18 protein-coding genes are annotated in these 22,313 nt (G+C 71.4%); 4 read left to right on the top strand and 14 right to left on the bottom strand.

Annotation, left to right across the window (positions count from 1 at the left end; all coding sequences use genetic code 11):
• Positions 1 to 13 precede the first annotated feature (13 nt).
• The 5 genes from ffh to GTY67_RS25925 form a co-directional block, all read right to left on the bottom strand.
• A complete protein-coding gene (gene ffh, locus GTY67_RS25945) occupies positions 14 to 1,567 on the bottom strand; it encodes a signal recognition particle protein (RefSeq protein WP_093693400.1) in 1,554 nt (517 codons plus the stop codon).
• Positions 1,568 to 1,698: 131 nt separating this feature from the next.
• On the bottom strand, positions 1,699 to 4,158 hold the full coding sequence (locus GTY67_RS25940; RefSeq protein WP_093693399.1) for a [protein-PII] uridylyltransferase: 2,460 nt from the start codon (positions 4,156 to 4,158) through the stop codon (positions 1,699 to 1,701).
• A gap of 65 nt (positions 4,159 to 4,223) precedes the next feature.
• Positions 4,224 to 4,562: a P-II family nitrogen regulator gene (locus tag GTY67_RS25935; RefSeq protein ID WP_006127894.1), complete on the bottom strand. Its 339-nt coding sequence runs from the start codon at positions 4,560 to 4,562 to the stop codon at positions 4,224 to 4,226.
• Positions 4,559 to 5,911 carry an ammonium transporter gene (locus GTY67_RS25930; protein ID WP_161280448.1) on the bottom strand — a complete coding sequence of 451 codons (1,353 nt, stop codon included), beginning with the start codon at positions 5,909 to 5,911 and terminating at the stop codon, positions 4,559 to 4,561. Before GTY67_RS25930 ends, GTY67_RS25935 begins: the two co-directional genes overlap by 4 nt.
• Before the next feature lie 402 nt (positions 5,912 to 6,313).
• Positions 6,314 to 7,789, bottom strand: coding sequence for a hypothetical protein (locus GTY67_RS25925; protein ID WP_093693397.1), 1,476 nt, complete (start codon positions 7,787 to 7,789; stop codon positions 6,314 to 6,316).
• A 440-nt stretch (positions 7,790 to 8,229) separates the two neighbouring features.
• Between GTY67_RS25925 and GTY67_RS25920 the strand changes: the two genes are divergently transcribed.
• Positions 8,230 to 8,877 carry a bifunctional DNA primase/polymerase gene (locus tag GTY67_RS25920; RefSeq protein ID WP_093693396.1) on the top strand — a complete coding sequence of 216 codons (648 nt, stop codon included), beginning with the start codon at positions 8,230 to 8,232 and terminating at the stop codon, positions 8,875 to 8,877.
• Positions 8,878 to 8,954: 77 nt separating this feature from the next.
• Here GTY67_RS25920 and ftsY read toward each other — a convergent pair whose 3' ends face one another.
• Positions 8,955 to 10,166, bottom strand: coding sequence for a signal recognition particle-docking protein FtsY (gene ftsY, locus GTY67_RS25915; RefSeq protein WP_161280447.1), 1,212 nt, complete (start codon positions 10,164 to 10,166; stop codon positions 8,955 to 8,957).
• A gap of 177 nt (positions 10,167 to 10,343) precedes the next feature.
• Here ftsY and GTY67_RS25910 point away from each other — a divergent pair, with 177 nt between their 5' ends.
• The gene (locus GTY67_RS25910) at positions 10,344 to 11,324 is read left to right on the top strand and encodes an LLM class flavin-dependent oxidoreductase (protein WP_161280446.1); all 981 of its coding nucleotides are present in this window, start codon (positions 10,344 to 10,346) and stop codon (positions 11,322 to 11,324) included.
• A gap of 33 nt (positions 11,325 to 11,357) precedes the next feature.
• Here the strand turns inward: GTY67_RS25910 and GTY67_RS25905 are convergent, their stop codons facing one another.
• The 4 genes from GTY67_RS25905 to GTY67_RS25890 all read right to left on the bottom strand — a co-directional run bounded on the left by GTY67_RS25905 (position 11,358) and on the right by GTY67_RS25890 (position 18,053).
• Positions 11,358 to 12,776: a sugar porter family MFS transporter gene (locus GTY67_RS25905; protein ID WP_093694892.1), complete on the bottom strand. Its 1,419-nt coding sequence runs from the start codon at positions 12,774 to 12,776 to the stop codon at positions 11,358 to 11,360.
• A 226-nt stretch (positions 12,777 to 13,002) separates the two neighbouring features.
• The gene (locus GTY67_RS25900) at positions 13,003 to 16,746 is read right to left on the bottom strand and encodes an AAA family ATPase (RefSeq protein ID WP_161280445.1); all 3,744 of its coding nucleotides are present in this window, start codon (positions 16,744 to 16,746) and stop codon (positions 13,003 to 13,005) included.
• A gap of 374 nt (positions 16,747 to 17,120) precedes the next feature.
• Positions 17,121 to 17,333 carry a hypothetical protein gene (locus tag GTY67_RS25895; protein ID WP_003965973.1) on the bottom strand — a complete coding sequence of 71 codons (213 nt, stop codon included), beginning with the start codon at positions 17,331 to 17,333 and terminating at the stop codon, positions 17,121 to 17,123.
• Between the two features lie 438 nt (positions 17,334 to 17,771).
• Positions 17,772 to 18,053: an acylphosphatase gene (locus tag GTY67_RS25890; RefSeq protein ID WP_093694888.1), complete on the bottom strand. Its 282-nt coding sequence runs from the start codon at positions 18,051 to 18,053 to the stop codon at positions 17,772 to 17,774.
• A 169-nt stretch (positions 18,054 to 18,222) separates the two neighbouring features.
• Between GTY67_RS25890 and GTY67_RS25885 the strand changes: the two genes are divergently transcribed.
• Both GTY67_RS25885 and GTY67_RS25880 read left to right on the top strand, forming a co-directional pair.
• A complete protein-coding gene (locus tag GTY67_RS25885) occupies positions 18,223 to 19,191 on the top strand; it encodes a CAP domain-containing protein (RefSeq protein ID WP_161280444.1) in 969 nt (322 codons plus the stop codon).
• A 75-nt stretch (positions 19,192 to 19,266) separates the two neighbouring features.
• Entirely contained in the window at positions 19,267 to 19,653 is a 387-nt protein-coding gene (locus GTY67_RS25880) for a helix-turn-helix domain-containing protein (RefSeq protein ID WP_161280443.1), read from the top strand.
• Here the strand turns inward: GTY67_RS25880 and mutM are convergent.
• From mutM to GTY67_RS25860, 4 genes are all read right to left on the bottom strand, one after another.
• On the bottom strand, positions 19,626 to 20,486 hold the full coding sequence (gene mutM, locus GTY67_RS25875; protein ID WP_161280442.1) for a bifunctional DNA-formamidopyrimidine glycosylase/DNA-(apurinic or apyrimidinic site) lyase: 861 nt from the start codon (positions 20,484 to 20,486) through the stop codon (positions 19,626 to 19,628). The two genes, GTY67_RS25880 and mutM, sit on opposite strands and share 28 nt — an antisense overlap.
• A gap of 110 nt (positions 20,487 to 20,596) precedes the next feature.
• Positions 20,597 to 21,421: a ribonuclease III gene (gene rnc, locus GTY67_RS25870; protein ID WP_093694880.1), complete on the bottom strand. Its 825-nt coding sequence runs from the start codon at positions 21,419 to 21,421 to the stop codon at positions 20,597 to 20,599.
• Positions 21,422 to 21,440: 19 nt separating this feature from the next.
• Positions 21,441 to 21,614: a 50S ribosomal protein L32 gene (gene rpmF, locus GTY67_RS25865; RefSeq protein WP_003965982.1), complete on the bottom strand. Its 174-nt coding sequence runs from the start codon at positions 21,612 to 21,614 to the stop codon at positions 21,441 to 21,443.
• A 2-nt stretch (positions 21,615 to 21,616) separates the two neighbouring features.
• Positions 21,617 to 22,225, bottom strand: a complete 609-nt coding sequence (locus GTY67_RS25860; RefSeq protein WP_093694877.1) for a DUF177 domain-containing protein — start codon at positions 22,223 to 22,225, stop codon at positions 21,617 to 21,619.
• Between the last annotated feature and the right edge of the window lie 88 nt (positions 22,226 to 22,313).

Below are 22,313 nucleotides of genomic sequence, written 5' to 3'. Positions count from 1 at the left end.
ACCGACGGGCCGGTCAGCCCATGAACTTCTTGAACTCGTCCGGCAGCTCGAAGTTCTTGTCCTCCTGGGCCGGGAGCCCGAACGCGCCACCCTGGGCGGCGGCCTGCTCGCGGCGCTCCGCGGCGGCGGCCTCCTCGGCCTTGCGCTTCATCGGGTTGCCGCTCTTGCGTTTGCCCTTGGCCTGCTTGACCTGCTTCTTCTGACGGCCGGGACCGCCGCCCATGCCGGGCATCCCCGGCATCCCGGGCATGCCGCCGCCCTGGGCCATCTTCGACATCATCTTGCGGGCCTCGAAGAAGCGCTCCACCAGGCTCTTGACGGCGGAGACCTCGACGCCCGAACCCTTGGCGATACGGGCCCGGCGCGAGCCGTTGATGATCGTCGGCTCGGCGCGCTCCTTGGGCGTCATCGACTTGATGATCGCGGCGGTGCGGTCGATGTCGCGCTCGTCGATGTTGTTGATCTGGTCCTTGATCTGCCCCATGCCGGGGAGCATCCCGAGCAGCTTGGAGATGGAGCCCATCTTGCGGACCTGCTCCATCTGGGCCAGGAAGTCGTCGAGGGTGAAGTCCTTCCCACCCTTGCTCGACTGGAGCTTCGAGGCCATTTTGGCGGCCTCTTCCTGGCTGAACGTCTTCTCCGCCTGCTCGATCAGGGTGAGGAGGTCACCCATGTCGAGGATGCGGGAGGCCATCCGGTCCGGGTGGAACGCGTCGAAGTCCTCCAGCTTCTCGCCGTTCGACGCGAACATGACCTGCTTGCCCGTGACATGGGCGATCGACAGGGCCGCACCACCGCGGGCGTCACCGTCCAGCTTGGAGAGCACCACGCCGTCGAAGCCGACGCCGTCGCGGAAGGCCTCGGCGGTGTTGACCGCGTCCTGACCGATCATCGCGTCGACGACGAAGAGGATCTCGTCGGGGCTGACGGCGTCGCGGATGTCCGCGGCCTGCTGCATCAGCTCCTGGTCGATACCGAGGCGGCCCGCGGTGTCGACGATGACGATGTCGTGGACCTTGGCCTTGGCGAACTCGATGGAGTCCTTGGCGACCTGGACCGGGTCGCCGACGCCGTTGCCCGGCTCGGGGGCGTAGACCGCGACACCGGCGCGCTCGGCGACGACGCTCAGCTGGTTGACGGCGTTGGGGCGCTGGAGGTCGCAGGCGACGAGCAGCGGGGAGTGGCCCTGGCCCTTGAGCCAGAGGCCGAGCTTTCCGGCCAGCGTCGTCTTACCGGCACCCTGGAGACCGGCGAGCATGATCACGGTGGGCGCGGTCTTGGCGAACCGCAGCCGCCGGGTCTCGCCGCCGAGGATGGCGACGAGCTCCTCGTTGACGATCTTGACGACCTGCTGGGCGGGGTTCAGCGCCTGGGAGACCTCGGCGCCGCGCGCCCGCTCCTTCACATTGGCGATGAAGGCCCGGACCACGGGCAGGGCGACGTCGGCTTCCAGCAGGGCGATACGGATCTCGCGTGCCGTGGCGTCGATGTCCGCCTCGGACAAGCGGCCCTTGCCCCTGAGGTTCTTGAAAGTCGCGCTAAGGCGGTCGGAGAGAGTATCGAACACGGCGCTCGTCGGTCCTCAGGGTCGGGGGCGGGGCAGGTCAATCGCCCTCCAGGGTATCCGTCCCCCGGAGAACACCAAGCCCTCGCCCGGATACGGAGGCGGGCGAGGGCTCCACATAAGTGGTGTACAGGTCAGCCGAGGGCCTTCTCGACCTCCCGGGCGACCTCGGCGGCCCGGACCTCCGGCAGCGGTTCGCCGTCGGTCCCGGTGACGTAGAAGGCGTCCACGGCGTTGGCGCCGAGGGTGGAGACATGGGCGCTGCGCACCCGTACCGCGCATCCCTCCAGGGCGTTGCCGATCCGGTGCAGCAGTCCGGGGGCGTCCTGGGCGCGGACCTCGATGACGGTGGCGCGGCGGGAGCCGGCCGCCGCGACGGTGACCCGGGGCGGCGGGGCCTTCACGCCCCTGCGGCGCGGGTAGGCGGCCTCCCGCTCGGCGAGCCGGGCCCGGATGTCCAGGGAGCCGTCCAGGGCCCGTACGAGGTCGGCGCGGAGCCGGGCGGCCTGCGGGAGGGACCCGTACTCGGCCGCCACCCGCCAGCTGAGCAGCAGCAGGTCCGCCGTGTCCCCCACCTCGTTGGGCAGCTCCACCGCGCGCAGGTCGGCGGCGCGCACGGTGAGGCGGTGCAGGGCGAGGACCCCGGCGGCGGCGGGCAGGACGCCGGGGCGGTCGGGCAGGGCGATGAGCAGTTCGACGCCGACCGGCTCCACCTCGCCCTCCCCGGCGGGCTCCTCGGGCTGGGTGTGCAGGGTGAGGGCGGGTTCGCCGGTGCGCAGGGCCTCGATCGCGAGGCGTTCGTGCTCGGCGCTGGGCGCGGCCTCCTCCGGCTCCTCGGGGGCCTCCCCCGCGAGGACGGCGGCGACGCGCTTGACCAGGTCGGTGACGAGGGAGGCCCGCCAGGTGGACCAGGCGGCGGGCCCGGTGGCGAGCGCGTCGGCCTCGGTGAGGGCGTGCAGCAGCTCCAGGGTGGAGGCGCTGGAGACGGCTTCGGCGACCGACCGCACGGTGGCGGGGTCGTCCAGGTCGCGCCGCGTGGCGGTCTCCACCAGCAGCAGATGGTGGCGTACGAGGGTGGCGATGACGCCCACGTCGTGCTTGTCGAAGCCGATCCGGGTGGCCATGTCCCGGGCGATGACCTCGCCGGCCACCGAGTGGTCGCCGGGCCAGCCCTTGCCGATGTCGTGGAGGAGGGCGGCGACCAGCAGGAGGTCGGGGCGGTGGACGCGGCGGGTGAGGGAGGCGGCGCGGACGGCGGTCTCCACCAGGTGCCGGTCGACGGTCCAGGTGTGCACGGGGTTGCGCTGGGGGCGGCAGTGGACGCGTTCCCAGTCGGGCAGCAGCCGGGTGATGATCCCTTCCGCTTCGAGCGCCTCCCAGACGCCGACGGTGGGCTCCCCCGCGCCGAGCAGGGTGACCAGCTCCTCGCGGGCCTCGGGCGGCCACGGGACAGGCAGCGGCCGGACGGTGGTGGCGAGGTGGCGTACGAGGTGGCGGGAGAGCGGCAGTCCGGCCTCGGCGGCGGCCGCGGCGGCGCGCAGCGTGAGGACGGGGTCGCGGTCGGGGCGGGCGGCGCGGGCGAGGACCACTTCGCCGTCGGCCTCCACCACGCCGTCGGCGAGCGGGGCGCGCTCGGGGGCGGCCTTGGAGCCGAGGCCGCCGCTGAGCATGGCGCGGAGCTTGGGGCGCACCGAGCGGGCGCGCAGGACCCGGTTGACCTCGCGCCAGGTGACGTCGGTGGCGTACGAGACCGTGCGCGCGGCCTCGTACACCTGGCGCAGCAGCGCGTCCGCGTCCATGAGGCCGAGCGCCTCGGCGACCTGGTCCTGTTCCTGGAGGGCGAGGCGGTCGGTGGCGCGGCCGGTGGTGAGGTGGAGGGCGTCGCGGGCGTCCAGGAGGGTGCGGCGGGCCTCGGTGAGCCCTTCGCGGGGGGCGTCGGCGACCCAGGAGGCGGCGACGGCGCGCAGGGCGGTGGCGTCGCGGAGGCCGCCGCGGGCCTCCTTGAGGTCGGGTTCCAGGAGGAACTGGAGCTCGCCCATCCGCTCCGCGCGCTCCTGGCAGAGCTCGTGGAGGGCGGGGAGGCGTTTGGGCGCCTGGTTGCGCCAGTCGGCGAGGATCGCGGTGCGCAGGGAGGCGACGAGCCCGAGGTCCCCGGCGACCGGGCGGGCGTCCAGCAGGCCGAGCTGGACCTTGAGGTCCTCGCCCGCCGTCTTCCGGGCCTCGCCGGGGGTGCGTACGGAGTGGTCGAGGGCGAGGCCCAGGTCCCAGACCGGGTACCAGATGCCGTCCGCGAGGGCGGAGAGGGCCGCCGGGTCGGCGCTGCCGTCGTGCAGGAGCAGCAGGTCGAGGTCGCTGCGCGGGGAGAGTTCGCCGCGGCCGTAGCCGCCGACGGCGACGAGGGCGGCGCCGCGGACCCCGGCGTGTTCGGCCGCCGAGGTGAACAGGCCGGTGAGCCAGTCGTCGGTGAGGCGGGCGAGGGCCGCACGGCGCGGCGGCCCGGACCGCGCCTCCTGCTGGAGGAGGCGCAGCCGGGCCGCCGCATAGCCGCTGGGTCCCGAGTCTTCGCTGTCGGTGATCGCTTCGGTGCTCGTCACCCAGGTGCCTTCCGTTTGGCGGGCCGTCGGCCAGGTGCCGTCCGGCCGTCTTTCGGGGCCGTCGGTCAGAGGGCGTCCGGGCCGCGTTCGCCGGTCCGCACGCGGACGGCGGTGTCGACCGGGACGCTCCAGACCTTTCCGTCACCGATCTTGCCGGTACGGGCGGCCTTGACGACGACCTCGATGAGCTGTTCGGCGTCCTCGTCCTCGACGAGGACCTCGATGCGGATCTTGGGGACCAGGTCGACGGTGTACTCGGCGCCCCGGTAGACCTCGGTGTGGCCGCGCTGACGCCCGTAACCGCTGGCTTCGGTGACGGTCAGCCCCTGGACGCCGAAGGCCTGGAGGGCCTCCTTGATCTCGTCCAGCCGGTGGGGCTTCACGACCGCGGTGATGAGCTTCATGCGTCCACCTTCTTTGCCTTCGGTGCTGCCGTCGTGTCCGTCGCGGGGGCGGTGGTGCGGGAGACCGTGCCGCCGCCGGCGCCGCTGAAGTCGTATGCGGTCTCGGCGTGCTCGACCTGGTCGATACCGGAGATCTCGTCGTCCTCGGAGACCCGCATCCCGATGGTCTTGTGGAGCACCAAGGCGATGAGGCCGGAGACGACCAGAGAGTACGCGAGGACCGCGACGACGCCGACGGTCTGCTTGCCGAGCTGGTCGAGGCCGCCGCCGTAGAAGAGGCCCTTGGCGTCGGACTGGACCCCGCCGGTGGCGAAGAAGCCGACCAGGAGGGAGCCGATGATGCCGCCGACGAGGTGGACGCCGACGACGTCCAGGGAGTCGTCGTAGCCGAACTTGTACTTCAGGCCGACGGCCATGGCGCACAGGACACCGGCGATGGCACCGACCGCGATGGCACCGAGCGGGGAGACGGAACCACCCGCGGGGGTGATGGCGACGAGGCCGGAGACCGCGCCGGAGGCGGCGCCGAGGGTGGTGAAGGAGCCGTGGCGCAGCTTCTCGTAGACGAGCCAGCCGAGGACGGCGGCGGCGGTGGCGACCTGGGTGTTGAGGAACATGACCGCGCCGACGCCGTCGTCGTTGCCCAGCCAGGATCCGGCGTTGAAGCCGAACCAGCCGAACCACAGGAGGGCCGCGCCGAGCATGACCAGCGGCAGGCTGTGCGGCCGCATCGGGTCCTTCTTGAAGCCGATGCGCTTGCCGATGACGAAGATCACGCCGAGGGCCGCGGCACCCGCGTTGATGTGGACCGCCGTACCGCCGGCGAAGTCGATGACGCCCAGGTCGAAGAGCCAGCCGCCCGAACCCCAGACCCAGTGGGCGACCGGGAAGTAGACGATGGTGACCCACAGGACGATGAACAGCGCCCACGCGGTGAACTTCACGCGGTCGGCGAGCGCACCGCTGATCAGGGCCGGGGTGAGGATGGCGAACATCAGCTGGAAGGCGGCGAAGACGTAAACCGGGATGGTGGTGCCGTCCCAGAGTTCGGTGATGCCGATCCCGCTGAGGCCGACGTAGTCGGAGCTCCAGCCGATGACCGAGCCGATGTCGGAGCCGAAGGCGAGGCTGAATCCGTAGAGCACCCACAGGATCGTGACGATCCCGAGGCTGATGAAGCTCATCATCAGCATGTTGAGGGTGCTCTTGACGCGGACCATGCCTCCGTAGAAGAAGGCCAGGCCGGGGGTCATGAGCATCACCAGGGCCGAGCAGATGAGCATGAACCCGGTGTTGGCGGCAGACAGCTCGGGGGCGTCTGCGGCAAGCGTCGTGATGCCTGGGGGCATCGGCGTCTCCTCGTCGTCGGAGCGGCCGCGGCGTGCGGGGGAATGCTGCGGGACCACTGGGAAGGTGCGGGCCGGTCAGGGGGTGTCCGGCGGATCATGGCCGGAGACCGCCTGTGCGCCATGAGATTGGCGGAGCGCCGTTTCCGGGGATGCCGCACGATGTTTCGCGAGCGTGACGAAGAGGTGGTGCGTGTTACGACGGAATGAATCCCGGGTGGCGGGTCCGGTGCGCTGCCTACCATGCAGCCCACGCCGCATACGGTCCGGTTGAAACGCCGCCGGGTCCCTCCGAGGGCGGTACGACGCGAACCGGCCGCGGCTTCCCTCCGGGTGACCAGGCGATGGGGGAGCCGAGTCGGGCTGTACGGAGGGGTGCCGCGGCCGGGGCCGGTGGTGCCGGGGTCAGACCGTTTCGGCGGTCTCCGGCAGCTGTTCGCTGAGCAGATCGGTGAGCCGGGCGACGTCGGCCACATCGCCGAAGTCCCTGGCAGCGGTGTCGACGGTCTTGCGCAGCCGGGTGTTGACCCGCTCGGAGCGGACCTTCTTGGCGATCTTCAGGGCCCGTCCGGCGAGCACGGTGGACTGCTCGGGCTCGCGCTGGAGCAGATGGACGGTGGCCATGCCGATCAGGTTGAGCGCGTAGGAGCGCTGGTGCTCGTCGTCCTCGCCGAACAGCTCCACGGCCTTGGCCATGACGGGCTCGGCGAGCGAGGCGTAGGTGGGGCTGCGACCGGCGACATAGGCCAGGTCGCGGTAGGAGTGGGCGTTCTCCCCGTTGAGCTCGGCCTCGGAGAAGAAGCGGATCCAGTCGGGCTCGGGCTCGCCGTCCAGCCCCGCGTCCAGGAAGGTGTCCTCGGCCATCCGGACCGCGCGCTTGCACTTGCTGGGCTGGCCCATGTTGGCGTACGCGCGGGCCTCCATCGCATACAGCATGGCCTGGGTACGGGGAGTGGCGCAGTCGCGGCTGCCGTACTGCGCGAGGTGGATCAGCTCCAGGGCGTCGTCGGGGCGGCCCAGGTGGATCATCTGGCGGCTCATGCTGGAGAGCACATAGCTGCCGAGCGGCTTGTCCCCGGCCTCCTTGGCGGCGTGCAGGGCGAGCACGAAATACTTCTGGGCAGTGGGCTGGAGGCCCACGTCGTAGCTCATCCACCCCGCCAGCTCGGCCAGTTCGGCGGCGCAGCGGAAGAGGCGCTTGGCGGTGGCCCCCGGCTGCGGCTCCTGCAACAGGTCGGTGACCTCGTGGAGTTGCCCGACGACGGCCTTGCGGCGCAGCCCGCCGCCGCACTGGGCGTCCCACTGCCGGAACATCGCGGTGGTCGACTCCAGCAGGTCCAGCTCGGGTCCGGAGAGCCGGGAGGGCCGGCGGGCGGCCGCCTCCGACTCCGGTTCGCCCGGGCCCTTGACCGGGACGGGCACCAGCCAGCGCTGCATGGGCTCGATCAGGGCGGGCCCGGCGGCCAGCGCGAGGGAGCTGCCGAGGAAGCCCCGCCGGGCGAGCATCAGGTCGCTGCGGGAGAACTCGCTGAGCAGGGCCACGGTCTGCGGGCCCGCCCAGGGCAGGTCGACACCGGCCACCGAGGGTGACTGGTGCGCGGTGCGCAGCCCGAGCTCCTCGACGGCGACCACCGCGCCGAAGCGCTCGGAGAACAGCTCGGAGAGGATGCGCGGGATCGGCTCGCGCGGCTGCTCCCCGTCCAGCCAGCGCCGCACCCGGGAGGTGTCGGTGCTGATGTGGTGGGCGCCCATCTGGCGCGCCCGCCGGTTCACCTGGCGCGCCAGCTCGCCCTTGGACCAGCCACTGCGTACGAACCACGACCCCAACTGTGCGTTGGGACGCTTGCCGGCATCCGTATCGCCCGCGCCGCTGCCGCTCACCGGAACGCCCCCATTCCCCGTCATCCCCGCTGAATCCTTCATCGTGCGAACCACTATCAGAATGCCGTGCGTCGGTGCTGTTCGTACGGGAGTTGCACACGATCGAACTGGAAACCGGGTTGCCCGAGGCATACCCGTGGCTGCACATTCTCCCAGGGTTCGTGTACCGACGGTAATCCTACGATCACCCCTCCCGCGAGGGGGATTGCGGAAACGCCACCATTCGCCACCCCTTCGAATGAACCCGACTGCCGCCCGGCGCGCTTGACTTGAGCCACCACGACCGATGACGAGCGCACGGAAGCGCTGAGGGGCGCACGCACCGCGCCACACCACCCAGCGCACCACGGCGCACGCCACTCGATCGAGTTGCAGCGACGGAGGGTTACCCGAGCGCTCCGGGTCGTAACCACCGATGAGTCGGACCCGTTGGAGGGGGCATGGGCTTCACGATCGGCGGCATCCGCGAGAAACGTTCCGGCGTACGGCGGCGAGGCCGCGGCGCCGAGGCCACCGCGGTGGCCGAGTACACCGGGCTCTGGGGCTGGGCCGTGGCGCCCGGCACCCGCGCCCGCGACGGCGCCTGCTCGTGCGGGCAGCGCTCCTGCCCGGCCCCGGGCGCCCACCCGCTGGGCTTCGCCCGCGAGGTACCGGCGGGCACCGGCCTGGACCGGGCGGCGGACGCCTGGGCCGAGACCCCGGGTGCCTCGATGCTGCTGCCGGTGGGCCGGACCTTCGACGTCCTGGACGTCGCGGAGCAGGCCGGGCGGCGGGCGCTGGTGCGGCTGGAGCGGATGGGGCTGCCGCTGGGGCCGGTGGCGGTGACACCGACCGGCCGGGCGCAGTTCTTCGTCGCCCCCGGGGCCGCCGCCGAACTGCCCGGCCTGCTCTACCGCATGGGCTGGGACGACGCGGACCTGGACCTGCGGGCGCTGGGCCCGGGCGCGCACATCACCGCCCCGCCCTCCGACCTCGGCGGCCTCGGCCCGGTCCGCTGGCTGCGGCCCCCGGTGCTGGACACCGCCGCCGCTCCCCCGCAGGCGCGGCTGCTGCTGGGGACGCTGGCGTACATCTGCCACCGCTCCTAGCGGCGCACGGAAACGGCGGACGGGCGGCAGGCTCCTCGTGGGAGCCGCCGCCCGTCCGCCGTACGGGATGAGGAGCCTCAGTCGCCGATCAGGGCGTCCACGAAGGCGCCCGGCTCGAACGGAGCCAGGTCGTCCGCCCCCTCGCCGAGCCCGATCAGCTTCACCGGTACGCCCAGCTCGCGCTGGACCGCGATGACGATGCCGCCCTTGGCGGTGCCGTCCAGCTTGGTGAGGACGATGCCGGTGATGTCCACGACCTCGGCGAAGACCCGGGCCTGCACGAGGCCGTTCTGCCCGGTGGTGGCGTCCAGGACGAGCAGGACCTCGTCCAGCGGACCGTGCTTCTCCACGACCCGCTTGACCTTGCCCAGCTCGTCCATGAGCCCGGTCTTGGTGTGCAGCCGGCCGGCGGTGTCGATGAGGACCACGTCGGCCCCCTCGGCGATGCCCTCCTTGACCGCGTCGTAGGCGATCGACGCCGGGTCGCCGCCCTCGGGCCCGCGGACCGTACGGGCTCCGACGCGCTCGCCCCAGGTCTGGAGCTGGTCGGCGGCGGCGGCGCGGAAGGTGTCGGCCGCGCCGAGGACCACGCTGCGGCCGTCGGCGACGAGCACCCGGGCCAGCTTGCCGGTGGTGGTGGTCTTGCCGGTGCCGTTGACGCCGACGACCATCACGACGCCCGGGGTCTCGGCGCCGCCCTCGGTCTTGACCTCGCGGTCGAAGTCCGGGCCGAGCAGGGTGATCAGCTCTTCGCGCAGCAGGGCGCGGAGGTCTTCGGGCGTACGGGTGCCGAGCACCCGGACCCGCTCGCGGAGCCTTTCGACCAGTTCCTGGGTGGGGGCGACGCCGACGTCGGCGGTGAGGAGGGTGTCCTCGATCTCCTCCCAGGTGTCCTCGTCCAGGTTGTCCCGGGACAGCAGCGTGAGCAGCCCCTTGCCGAGCGAGTTCTGCGAGCGGGCGAGCCGGGCCCGCAGCCGGACGAGCCGGCCCTCGGTGGGCTCGGGGATCTCCAGCGCGGGCGGCGCCGGAGCCTCGACGACCGGGGCCTCCCCGACGGGCGCGGTGGCGTCCGGGAGGCCGACTTCGTCGATGGTGCGCCGCGCTTCGTCGCGCGGCGTCTCGGCCTCCTCGCCGACCTTCGGCTCGGCGGGAGGAGTGATGGTCGGCGTGGACGGCGGCGGGGGCGGCAGCTTCCGCTTCTTGCGGCTGCCGACCACGAGCCCGCCGACCAGGCCGACGGCGGCCAGGGCGATGACTACAGCGAGGATGACGATTTCGACGAGTTCCATAACCCGTCCAGTATCGGCCACGGCCGCCGCCCGGGCACGGCCCCGCACGCCGCCCGGTGAGCCACCGGACCCGTATGCACCTTTTGGCGGTAATGCGTAACCCTCACCCCTACACTTCTGACGGCACGTCAGCTACTGTGCGCCCCGCCCGCCCACCCGGCGAAAGGGACACCCGTCATGGCCTTCACCGTGGTCCGGTTCAACCTCGTCGACCCCGAAGCCACCCCCGTAACCCTCTCCGCCCGCTACCGCGCCGCCCTGGAGATGGCGGCGTACGCCGACGGGCACGGCGTCGACACAGTGCAGACCGAGGAGCACCACGGGGTGTCGAACTCCTGGCTGCCCTCGCCGTTCACCTTCGCCGGTGCGGTCTTCGGCGCCACCCGCCGGATCGCGGTGACGGTCTCGGCGATCATCGGCCCGCTGCACGACCCGCTGCGGCTCGCGGAGGACATCGCGGTCCTGGACCTGCTGAGCGCGGGGCGGCTGGTGACGGTCGCGGGGATCGGCTACCGCCCCGAGGAGTACGAGCGGGCGGGCGTGGAGTGGGGGCGGCGCGGCAGGCTCCAGGACGAGCTGCTGGAGACGCTGCTGGCGGCGTGGACCGGGGAGCCGTTCCCGTACCGGGGGCGTACGGTACGCGTCACCCCGCGCCCGTACACGCGACCGCACCCGCTCCTCCTGGTCGGCGGCAGCTCGCGGGCGGCGGCGCGGCGGGCGGCCCGGCTGGGGCTGCCGCTCTTCCCCAGCGCGCATCTGCCGGAGCTGGAGGCGTACTACCACCGGCAGCGGGAGGCGTACGGGACGGAGGGGTTCTGCATGATGCCCGCGGCCCGGACGCCACTGCTCCACGTCTCGGAGGATCCGGAGCGGACGTGGGCGCTGTACGGGGAGCACCTGCTGCACGAGGCCCGGACGTACGCCTCCTGGCAGTCCAAGGACATCCGCTCGGCGGTGCGGTCGGCGGCCACGACGGTGGCCGAGCTGCGCGAGGAGGGGGTGTACCGGATCGTCACACCGAAGGAGCTGACCGGGCTGGACGCGGACTCGCTGGTGCTGCATCCCCTCTGCGGCGGGATGCCGGTGGAGGAGGGGTGGCGGAGTCTGCGGCTGTTCTGCGATGCGCTGAAAACGCCGGCTGCCCCGGCTCAGCCATGAACCAGGGCAGCGCGTGAACATAAGAGGAGGTGGCTAGCCCATCTCCTCCAGCGTCTTGCCCTTGGTCTCCTTCACGAACTTGAGCACGAAGGGGATGGAGAGCACGGCGAAGCAGGCGTAGATGATGTACGTCCCCGAGAGGTTCCAGTCGGCCAGGCTCGGGAAGCTGGCGGTGATCGCCCAGTTGGCCATCCACTGCGCGAAGACGGCGACACCGAGGGCGGCGGCCCGCAGCCGGTTCGGGAACATCTCGCCCAGGAAGACCCAGACGACGACACCCCACGACAGGGCGAAGAAGAGCACGAACGTGTGGGCGGCGATCAGGGCCACCGCGCCCTGGGTGGTGGGCAGCTTGCCGTCGATCAGGTCGGCGGAGAAGGCCCACGCTTCGACGGCGAGCGCGATGGCCATACCGACCGAGCCGACGAGGGCGAGCGGCCTGCGGCCCACCCGGTCCACCAGCACCATCGCGATCACCGTGCCGATGATGTTGATGATCGAGGTGGTGAACGAGTAGAAGAACGAGTCGGTCGGGTCGATGCCGACGGACTGCCACAGCGTCGCCGAGTAGTAGAACGCCACGTTGATGCCGACGAGCTGCTGGAACATCGACAGGCCGATACCGACCCAGACGATGGGCAGGAAGAAGAAGCGGTTGCCGAGCAGGTCCTTGAAGGAGGACTTGTGCTCACGGTGCATCGCGCTCTCGATCTCGGCCACCCGGGCGTCGAGGTCGATCTTGTTGCCCTCGACCTCTTCGAGGATCTTGCGGGCTTCGGCCTTCTTGCCGACCGAGATGAGGAAGCGCGGGGACTCGGGGATGGCGAAGGAGAGGAGCCCGTAGAGGATGGCCGGGACGACCATCACGCCGAGCATCCACTGCCAGGCCTCCAGGCCCAGGATCTTGCCGCGCTGGTCGCCGTCGGCGATCTGGAGGACGGCGTAGTTGACCAGCTGGGAGACGGCGATGCCGATGACGATCGCGGCCTGCTGGAAGGAGCCGAGCCGCCCTCGGTAGGCGGGCGGGGAGACCTCGGCGATGTAGGCCGGGCCGATGACGGACGCCATGCCGATGGCGAAGCCGCCGATGATGCGCCACATCGCCAGGTCCCAGAGCGCGAACGGCAGTGCGGAGCCGATGGCGCTGGCGGTGAAGAGCACCGAGGCGATCTGCATGCAGCGGATGCGGCCGATCCGGTCCGCGATCCGCCCGGCGGTGGCGGCGCCGATCGCACAGCCGATCAGCGCGATGGCGATGACCTGGGCGAGCGTTCCGGAGCCGATGTCGTACCGGTCGCGGATCGCCTCGACGGCCCCGTTGATGACGGAGCTGTCGTAGCCGAAGAGGAAGCCGCCCATCGCCGCGGCCGCCGTGATGAAGATGACATGGCCGAGGTGGTCCGGATGGGCCGCTCGGGCTCCGGACTCCGGTCCGGTCGCTGCGCTGGTCACATGAACTCCTGATGCCTGGCCGCAAGTCAGACGTGGGGGGTGAGCCTTCCCAGTGGGGCACAACATCCGGCCCGCCACCACTTGAAGGCGAAATCAACTTTGCAGAGGTTATGTGTTCAAGAATCGAAGTCAAACAGTGGGTCCCAGCGCGTGTACCCAGGTGCCCACAAATGGTGCGTCGAACTTCTGATGATTCGGTAAAAAGTCGGCGGCTGCGCCGACCGGGTCAGCGGAGTCGCTGACTGATCACCTTCGACACTCCGTCACCCTGCATGGAGACGCCGTACAGCGCGTCGGCGACCTCCATCGTCCGCTTCTGGTGGGTGATGACGATCAGTTGGGAGCTCTCCTGGAGCTCCTCCATGATCCGGATCAGCCGCTGGAGGTTGGTGTCGTCGAGTGCGGCCTCGACCTCGTCCATCACATAGAAGGGGCTGGGGCGCGCCTTGAAGATGGAGACCAGCAACGCCACGGCCGTCAGGGACCGTTCACCGCCCGAGAGCAGGGAGAGCCGCTTCACCTTCTTGCCCGGCGGACGGGCCTCGACGTCCACTCCGGTGGCGAGCATGTTGTCCGGGTCGGTCAGGATCAGCCTGCCCTCACCGCCCGGGAAGAGCCGGGAGAAGACGCCCTCGAACTCGCGGGCGGTGTCCCGGTACGCCTCGGTGAACACCTGCTCCACCCGCTCGTCGACCTCCTTGATCACCTGGAGCAGATCGGCCCGGGTCTTCTTCAGGTCTTCGAGCTGCTCGGAGAGGAACTGGTGCCGTTCCTCCAGCGCCGAGAACTCCTCCAGGGCGAGCGGATTCACCTTCCCGAGTTGCTGGTACGCCCGTTCGGCCGACCGCAGCCGCTTCTCCTGCTCCGACCTGACGAACGGCTTCGGCCGGTTACGGGGGTGCTCCGGGTCCTCCGGCAGCTCCTCGCCCTCCGCGGCGGGCGACGGCTCCACGAGCTGGTCGGGGCCGTACTCGGCGATCAGCCCCGCGGGCTCCACGCCCAGCTCCTCCAGGGCCTTCGTCTCCAGCTGTTCGATGCGCAGCCGCTTCTCCGCGCCCAGCACCTCGCCCCGGTGGACGGAGTCGGTGAGCTTGTCCAGCTCGCCCTTGAGGTCGCGGCCCCGGCCCCGCTCGGCGGCCAGCTCGCGCTCCCGCTCGCCCTTGGCGGCCTCGGCCGACGTGCGTTCCTGATCGGCCCGTACGAGGGACACCTCGACGTGGGCCAGCAGTTGACGCGCGCCCGAGGCGACGGCGGAGGCCACGGCCGCCTCGTGCCGCAGCCGGGCCCGGCGCTGCTCGGCGCGGGCGCGGGCCTCGCGTTCGGTGCGGGCGGCCCGGTCGAGGCCGTCGGCGCGTCCGGCCAGCGACTTGACGCGTTCCTCGTGGGTACGGGCCTGGAGCCGGGCCTCCATCTCGGTCTGGCGGGCGTTGGCCCCGTCGGCGGCGAGCCGGTCCCGTACGGAGGTGTCGGGCTCCTCCTCGACCGGCGCCTCCTGGGCCACCAGCAGCCGCTCGGCCAGCTCCTCGGCCTCCTCCACCGCCCGTTCCAGGGCCTCCTGGGCGCGGGCGGCGGAGGCGGTCATCCGCTCGGCCTCGCCCGCCGCCGCCCGGGCCTGCCCGGAGAGCCGGCCGAGCTGCTGGGCGACGCCCGACTTCTCCCGCTCGGCCGCCCGCCGCCGCTCCCCCAGCTCCTCGACGAGCGCGGCCCCCTCCTTGCGCCGCTCCCCCGCCTGCCGCTGCGCCTGAGCCAGCTCCTCGCACCGCACGGCGAGGTCGGCCAGCTCGGCGGCGGCCTCGTCCACGGAGGCCTGCACCTCCAGGAGACTGGGCGCCCCGGCGGAGCCGCCGTGCGCGAAGTGGGCGGAGAGCACGTCCCCTTCACCGGTCACGGCGGTGAGCCCGGGGTGCGCGGCGACGAGGGCCTCGGCGTCCTCCAGGGTGGGGACGACGACGGTGTCCCGTACGAGGCGGCGCACGGCGGTCATGAGGGGGGCGGGGCCGGTGACGAGGTCGGCCACGGCGGGGGCGGTGAGGGTGGTGGTGCTCTCGGTACGGGCGTGGGGGTCGGCCCCGGTCTCCGTACGGCTGGGGGCTGCGCCCTCTGCACCGGCCTGTGCGGGCAGCGGGCCGGGGGCCGTCTCCGGGGCCTCGCCCGGTACATACTCCCCGCCCTGCCCCGGTACGTGAGGGGCTTCCGGGTCCATGGCACCAGGCTGCCCCGGTACGTGACCGGCCCCCGCGTCCTCCGCCGCCCCACCCCCCAGCAGCATCGCCGCGCGCCCCGCGTCCTGCTCGCGCAGCAGCCGGATCGCCTCGGCGGCCGTCGCCGGGTCCCGCACCGCCACCGCGTCCGCCGCGGCACCGAGGGCGGCGGCGACCGGGACCTCGTAGCCGGGGCGGACGGTGAGCAGTTCGGCGGCCGGGCCGAGGAGTCCGGCCAGCCGGTCCCGGGCGCCGAGCAGCGCGCCCGTACCGTCCTTGCGGCGCAACCCCAGCGCCAGCGCCTCGTGCCGGGCCGCGACCGCCGCCCGCCTGCGCTCGGCGGCGGTGGCCTCCTCGCGGGCGGCGCTGTGGGCGGCCTGTGCCTCGGCCAGGGACTGCTTGGCGGCCTCGTGGCGGGCGGTCAGCTCCTCGTCGTCCGCGTCCAGGCCCTCGACCTCGGCCTTGAGCTGTTCGTACTCCTCCTGGGCGGTGACCGCCCGCTCCTGGGCCTCGTCGCGGGAGGCGGCCAGCCGGTCGATCTCGGCCTGCGCCGAACCGGCCCGGCTGCGGGCGGCGTTGACCTGGCCGTTCAGCCGGGCCAGGCCCTCGCGGCGGTCGGCGATGGCGCGGGCGGCGTCCTTGAGGCGGCGCTCCTCGGCGGCCAGCTCGCGCTCCAGGTCGGCGCGGTGGGCGACGGTGTCCTCCAGCGCGTGTTCGGCCGCCTCCAGGGCCGCCGTCAGCTCCGCCTCCTGCTCGCGGATCCGGGCGGCCTCCCGCTCCAGGTCCTCCGGGTCGCGGCCCCGGCGCTCCTCGGTGGGGGCCTCGGTGGCGCTCCTGACCCGGGCGTCGGCCAGGGAGATGGTGCCGCGGACCCGCTCGGCCAGCTGCGACAGCTCGTACCAGGTCTGCTGGGCCCGCTGGAGCCGGGGCGCGAGGCGCCGCACCTCGCCCTCCAGCTCGGCTTCCCGGGCGAGCGCGGCCTTGAGGTCGGCCTCCGCCGCGTCCTTCCGCTTCTTCAGCTCGGCCTCGTCGGCGATCTCGTCGCGCAGCGCGTCCCGCAGGGTCACCAGGTCGTGGGCGAGGAGCCGGAGCCGGGCGTCGCGCAGATCGGCCTGGATGACGGCGGCCCGGCGGGCGACGGCGGCCTGCCGGCCGAGCGGCTTGAGCTGGCGGCGCAGCTCGTCGGTGAGGTCCTGGACGCGGGCGAGGTTGGCGCCCATCGCGTCCAGCTTGCGGAGCGCCTTCTCCTTCCGCTTGCGGTGCTTGAGGACGCCCGCGGCCTCCTCGATGAAGGCCCTGCGGCCCATCGGGTCGGCGTGCAGGACGGAGTCCAACTGGCCCTGGCCGACGATGACGTGCATCTCGCGGCCGATTCCGGAGTCGGAGAGGAGTTCCTGGATGTCCAGCAGCCGGCAGGTGTCGCCATTGATCTGGTATTCGCTGCCGCCATTGCGGAACATGATCCGAGTGATCGTCACTTCGGCGTACTCGATGGGCAATGCGCCATCGGAATTGTCGATGGTCAGCGACACTTCGGCGCGGCCGAGCGGGGGCCGCCCGGTGGTCCCGGCGAAGATCACGTCTTCCATCTTGCCGCCGCGCAGGGATTTGGCGCCCTGTTCTCCCATGACCCAGGAGAGGGCGTCCACCACATTGGACTTTCCCGATCCATTGGGGCCGACGACACAGGTGATCCCCGGTTCGAACCGCAGGGTGGTGGCGGACGCGAACGATTTGAAACCACGCAGGGTCAGGGCCTTGAGGTGCACGCCGCCGGACTCTACCTTTCCCTCTCGGTTTCGGTCATGAAGGTGCAGGGCACATCAGACGGTAAGCGAGAGGGGCGGGGCGGGGGCCGGGGGGTCCGGGCAAAGAAAAAAGGGACGCCGAGGCGTCCCTGTAGATCTTGGTGCGGAGATCTTGGTGCGTGATCCTGTTGCATGGATCTGTGCGGTCCTGCACGGCGCATCGCCACGGCAACCGGGGCAGTGCGTTGCCGGTGATTCGGACACAGGCGGCCCTGTCGGTCAGGGACCCGGTCGTCCGGGGACGGCGATCCGTGACGCAGGACGGATCAGATAGGGAGAGATGTTCCGAGGCTGATGAGACTGCTCAGCCCGACCGGCCCCGATGGGGCCACCGGTCAGGTCAGCGCAGGCTCGCCCTGGGGTACGTCGATGTCGATGCTGTCGAGCAACGACTCCTGGTGCTGAGCGGCGGCGTTGAGCGCGTCGTTCTCGTCCTGGATCCGGTTGAGCTCGGATTCCAGGTCCTGGACGCGCTGCTGGAGCCGTCGCATCTCGGCGAGGAGTCGCGGGTCGGAACCGCCGACGTAACCGAGAAGCGCCTTTGCCATGATGGATGGTCCTCCACAATGAGTGACCGACCGATGCGGTGTGGGTCGTCAGGGGGTCGCACCCGCGGTGCTCGGCAGGGCTCTGTCACCACTGCGGTTCTGCTGCATATCAGCTCTACCGAACAGCTAAGGTGCGCGGGGTTTTCAGCGTCTCACCAAAAACTTTGACGGTCAACACGATCACACCCCGTGGAGCCGGGTGTCCCGGGGGCGCGCGGCTGGACGATCATGCGGCGCGACTCTCCTGCGGGACCCCGACAGGTGTGGGGATCTTCGTCAATGCCGCAGCCTTGCACGACATCCCGCATCTGGCAACCATCGGTCGCCGCGCGGTCCTTTCGCAGGTCATTTCGGGTGCGGGCGCCCAGTGGGCCGGTCCGTGACGGTTCGCTCCGGTGCGTTCACCGAGCGGATCGGGGGCGCCGGCGCGAGCCCGTATCAGCGGATGGCGAATCCCTCGTAACCGCCGCGCGGGGTGTCCCAGATCTCAGTGACTCCGTCCACGCGCCCGGGTGTGTCGTCGGACCGCAGCCAATCCAGCAGACGGTGGCAATTGTCACGTGATCCTTCGGCGACGACCTGCACCCGGCCGTCGTCGAGATTGAGTGCAAAGCCCACGAGTCCGCCGATCTCCAAAGCATTTGCCCTGGTGAACCAGCGGAAGCCTACTTGCTGTACTCGGCCGCGCACCCAGACGACCAGCCGTGCCTCTTCGTTCATGCCCGAACGCTAACCGGCCAATTGCTCCAAGAGCACGGCGGCCCCTTTGAGCCATGGCGTACAGTCCCGTCGCAATAGCCTCACTCGTTCGGGTGAGTACGGGGACCAAGATCGACCGGTAATCGGGTGACGTCGCTGCGACGTCCGGAGCATCAGGAAGGCACAGCGCATGGGACGCCACCGACGATCCGCCGCAGGCCCCGCCGCTGAAGAACCCGCGGCCGGAGCGGCCTCGCGGCACCGGGGCACGCGCCGGAAGAAGAAGTCCGCGGTGCCGGTGCGCACCGGGCTCCTGGGCGCCTCGGCCGCGATGGCGGTCGGCGCGGTCGCCGTCGCCTCGGGTCTGCTCCCGGGCGGCGACACCTACACCACGGGCGGCGGGAACGCGGCCGACCAGGTCCGCACCGGCGGCGCCCCCGACCTGCTGACGCAGCAGGGCGGCTCCAGTGCCCCGGCCGACCGGTCCTCCTCCCCCGCCAGCCGGGGCAGCGAGCGCCCCGAGGCCCCGTCGAAGACCCCCTCGAAGTCGCCGTCCACGACGCCGTCGAAGTCGCCCTCCGGCAGCGCGTCGAAGACCCCGTCGAAGTCGGCCGCGCCCTCCACGCCCCCTTCGAAGAAGCCGGCCGCCACGCCGTCCAAGGAGTCGAAGGCGCCCACCACGGCCCCGAAGCAGAGCACCACCCCGGCGAGCAAGGCCCCGGCCCCGCCGAAGACCACCGCCGCCCCGCCGCCCAGCAAGAAGCCCTCCCCCTCGCCCTCCGACGCCTCGGCCCGCGCCGAGGTGCTGGCCCTGGTGAACCAGGAGCGCGCGAAGGTCGGCTGCTCCCCGCTGACCACCAGCACCGCACTCACCTCGCTCGCCCAGAACTTCAGCGAGGACATGGCGGCCCGCGGCTTCTTCGACCACACCGACCCGGACGGCGACACCCCCTGGGACCGGGCCGCCCAAGCCGGCGTGCAGGGACTCGCCGCGGAGAACATCGCCCGCGGCCAGGCCGACGCCCAGGCCGTGATGGACGGCTGGATGAACAGCGACGGCCACCGCGCGAACATTCTCAACTGCGACTACAAGACGATCGGCATCGGCATCCACGAGGGCTCCGGCGGCCCGTGGTGGGTCCAGAACTTCGGCTTCTGACCCACCGCACCAGCCCCACTTACGCCCGCACAGCGCTCCCTCGGGGTGAGCGCTGTGCGGGCGTAAGCTGGTGAGATGGCCAGCGATACGGACGACCTCGCCTTCGACGTCTTCTCCCGGCAGTGCCCCTCACGCTCCACGCTGGAGCACGCCACCGGCCGCTGGGGCAGTCTGACGCTGGGTGCGCTGTACGAGGAGAGCCTGCGGTTCAACGAGCTGCGGCGCCGGGTCGACGGGGTCAGCGAGAAGATGCTCTCCCAGACGCTGCACGCCCTGGAGCGCGACGGTCTCGTCCTGCGGGAGGCCCAGCCGGTCAACCCGCCCCGCGTGGATTACGAGCTGACCCCGCTCGGCCGCGAGGTCGCCGAGAAGCTCCTCGGGCTCATCCATCTCGTCGAGGGGCGGATGGACGACGTACTCGCCGCCCGGACGCGTTACGACAAGGCGCGCGGCGGGCGCTGACAGCGCGGGCAGAAGTAGCTGGACCGGTTCATCCAGGCGCGGCGGCGCATCGGCGTCCCGCAGCGGCGGCACGGCTCGCCCTCCCTGCCGTACGCGTCGAGGGAGCGGTCGAAGTATCCGGACTCGCCGTTCACGTTGACGTACAGGCTGTCGAAGCTGGTGCCGCCCTGGGCGAGGGCCGCGTTCATGACGTCCCGGGCGTGGCCGAGCAGCTCGGCCGACCTGGGGCGGGTGAGGGTCGCGGTCGGCCGGTCGTAGTGGAGCTTGGAGCGCCAGAGCGCCTCGTCCGCGTAGATGTTGCCGACGCCGCTGATCAGCGACTGGTCCAGTAGCGCGCGCTTGACCGTCGTACGGCGCAGGCGCAGGGCCGTGTGGAACGCGGCGTCGTCGAAGAGCGGGTCCAGCGGGTCGCGGGCGATGTGCGCGATGGTGTCGGGCAGGCCGTCGGGGGTGGTGTCGTGGAGGGAGAGCCCGCCGAAGGTGCGCTGGTCGACGAAGCGCAGCTCGGTGCCGAGCGCGTCGTCGAACCGCATCCGGATCCGCAGGTGCTTCTCGTCGGGCGCGTCCACGGGCTGCACCAGCAGCTGCCCGCTCATGCCCAGGTGTCCGAGGAGCGAGGAGGCGGCCTCGTCGATCGGCACCCAGAGGTACTTGCCGCGCCGCATCGCCGTACCGAAGCGGACCCCGCGCAGCCGGGCGGCGAAGTCCGGGCCGCCCGCCAGGTGCCGTCGGACCGAGCGCGGGTGCAGGACCTCGACGTCGGTGACGGTCCGGCCGCTGACCCAGCGCTCCAGGCCCCGGCGTACGACTTCGACCTCGGGCAGCTCGGGCACGGTGGACCACTCCAGACACGACGACGGCAGTACGGGAGCACGCGACGGGCTCCCCGGGACAGGGAGAACCCCTCGGTGCGCATGCGCACCGAGGGGTTCGGGGTTCTGCTTCAGGCGGGAGCGGCGTCCGTGTCGGGCGACGGATCGGCAGGGGTGTCGGCGGCCCCTCCGTCGGCTGCGGACTTCTCCGCGGCCTGCCGTGCCTCAGCGGCGGCGCTGATCTCGCGCCAGGCGGACTCGGCCGCCTGCTGCTCCGCTTCCTTCTTGCTACGGCCGGTGCCGGTGCCGTACGAGACACCACCGACGCGAGCAGCAGCAGTGAAGGTCTTCTCGTGGTCCGGGCCGGTCTCCGTGACGAGGTACTCGGGGACTCCGAGGCTCTCGCTCGCGGTGAGCTCCTGGAGGCTGGTCTTCCAGTCCAGACCGGCACCGAGGTTCGAGGACCTGTCGATCAGCGGGTCGAAGAGCCGGTGGACCAGCTCCGAGGCCGCGCCGAGGCCCTGGTCGAGATAGACCGCGCCGATCACTGCTTCCAGTGTGTCGGCGAGGATGGAAGCCTTGTCCCGGCCACCCGTGCCCTCTTCACCGCGGCCGAGCCGGATGAAGGAGCCGAGTTCGAGGCCGCGGCCCACTTCCGCAAGCGCACGCGAGTTGACCACCGCGGCCCGCAACTTGGCCAGCTGGCCTTCGGGCAGGTCGGGGTGGGTGCGGTACAGCGTGTCCGTGACCACCAGGCCGAGCACCGAATCCCCGAGGAATTCGAGCCGCTCGTTGGTGGGCAGACCGCCGTTCTCGTATGCGTACGAACGATGGGTCAGCGCACGCACCAGAAGGGCGGACTCGAGGTGATACCCGAGCCGCCCTTCCAGAAGCGTGTGGGACGAGGCTGTGTTGACGTTGTCTGCCTGCTTCTTGGCGCTGGACAACTCAGACATCGGGCCTCTCACCAGCCGCTCAGACCTCGAGGACCTGGCGCTTGTTGTAGGTGCCGCAGCTCGGGCACGCAATGTGCTGGAGCTTCGGCTCCTGGCAACGCTCGCACGAAACCAGGGTGGGGACCGCAGCCTTCCACTGCGACCGGCGGTGGCGCGTGTTGCTGCGCGACATCTTCCGCTTCGGAACAGCCACGGCTACTTCTCCTGCTTCTCGTCGACGCCCGGTTCGGCGCCGCCCATGTTGTCCTTCTCGCCGTCCTGAACGGTCTCGGCGAGTCCTTGCAGTGCCGCCCAACGGATGTCGACGGCGTCGTGGTGGTGGCCCGGGTTCTCGTCCAGCCTGATTCCGCATTCGGAACACAGACCGGCGCAGGTCTCCTTGCACACCGGCTGCATGGGCAGTGCGAGCACTACCGCGTCACGCAGCACTGACTCGAGGTCGAACAAGCCGTCCTCGAGGAAGAACCTGTCCTCGTCGTCCTCGGCGTCGTCGGCCGGGTCCGCAGGGCGGCCCCGGTCATCGGCGTCAGGGTACGAGAACATCTCCTGGAAATCCGCGTCGACCTCTACGGTCAGCGGCTCCAGACACCTTACGCACTCCCCCTCGGCGCTCGCACGGGCGGTCCCTGTGACAAGCACCCCTTCCATGACCGATTCGAGTCGGAGGTCCAGCTCCAGGGGTGCGCCTTCCGGCACACCGATGACGCCGTCGATACCGAGAACCGGTGAACCGGGTGCGTCCACCGAGCGGGACAGCCGCTTCAGGGCACCTGGACGCCGACCCAGCTCGCGCGTATCGAACACGAGAGGGTTGCGGTGGTCGAGGTGGCCGTTCAGGGCGTTTCCTGCTTTCGAATCATGGATGTCGTGCTTGCTGCTGGGGGAAGGGGCC

It is taken from the genome of Streptomyces sp. SID8374 (genome assembly GCF_009865135.1).
GTDB lineage: Bacteria > Actinomycetota > Actinomycetes > Streptomycetales > Streptomycetaceae > Streptomyces.
Note: the sequence above shows the minus strand (reverse complement) of the source record. Positions and strands in the feature narration are given on the sequence as shown.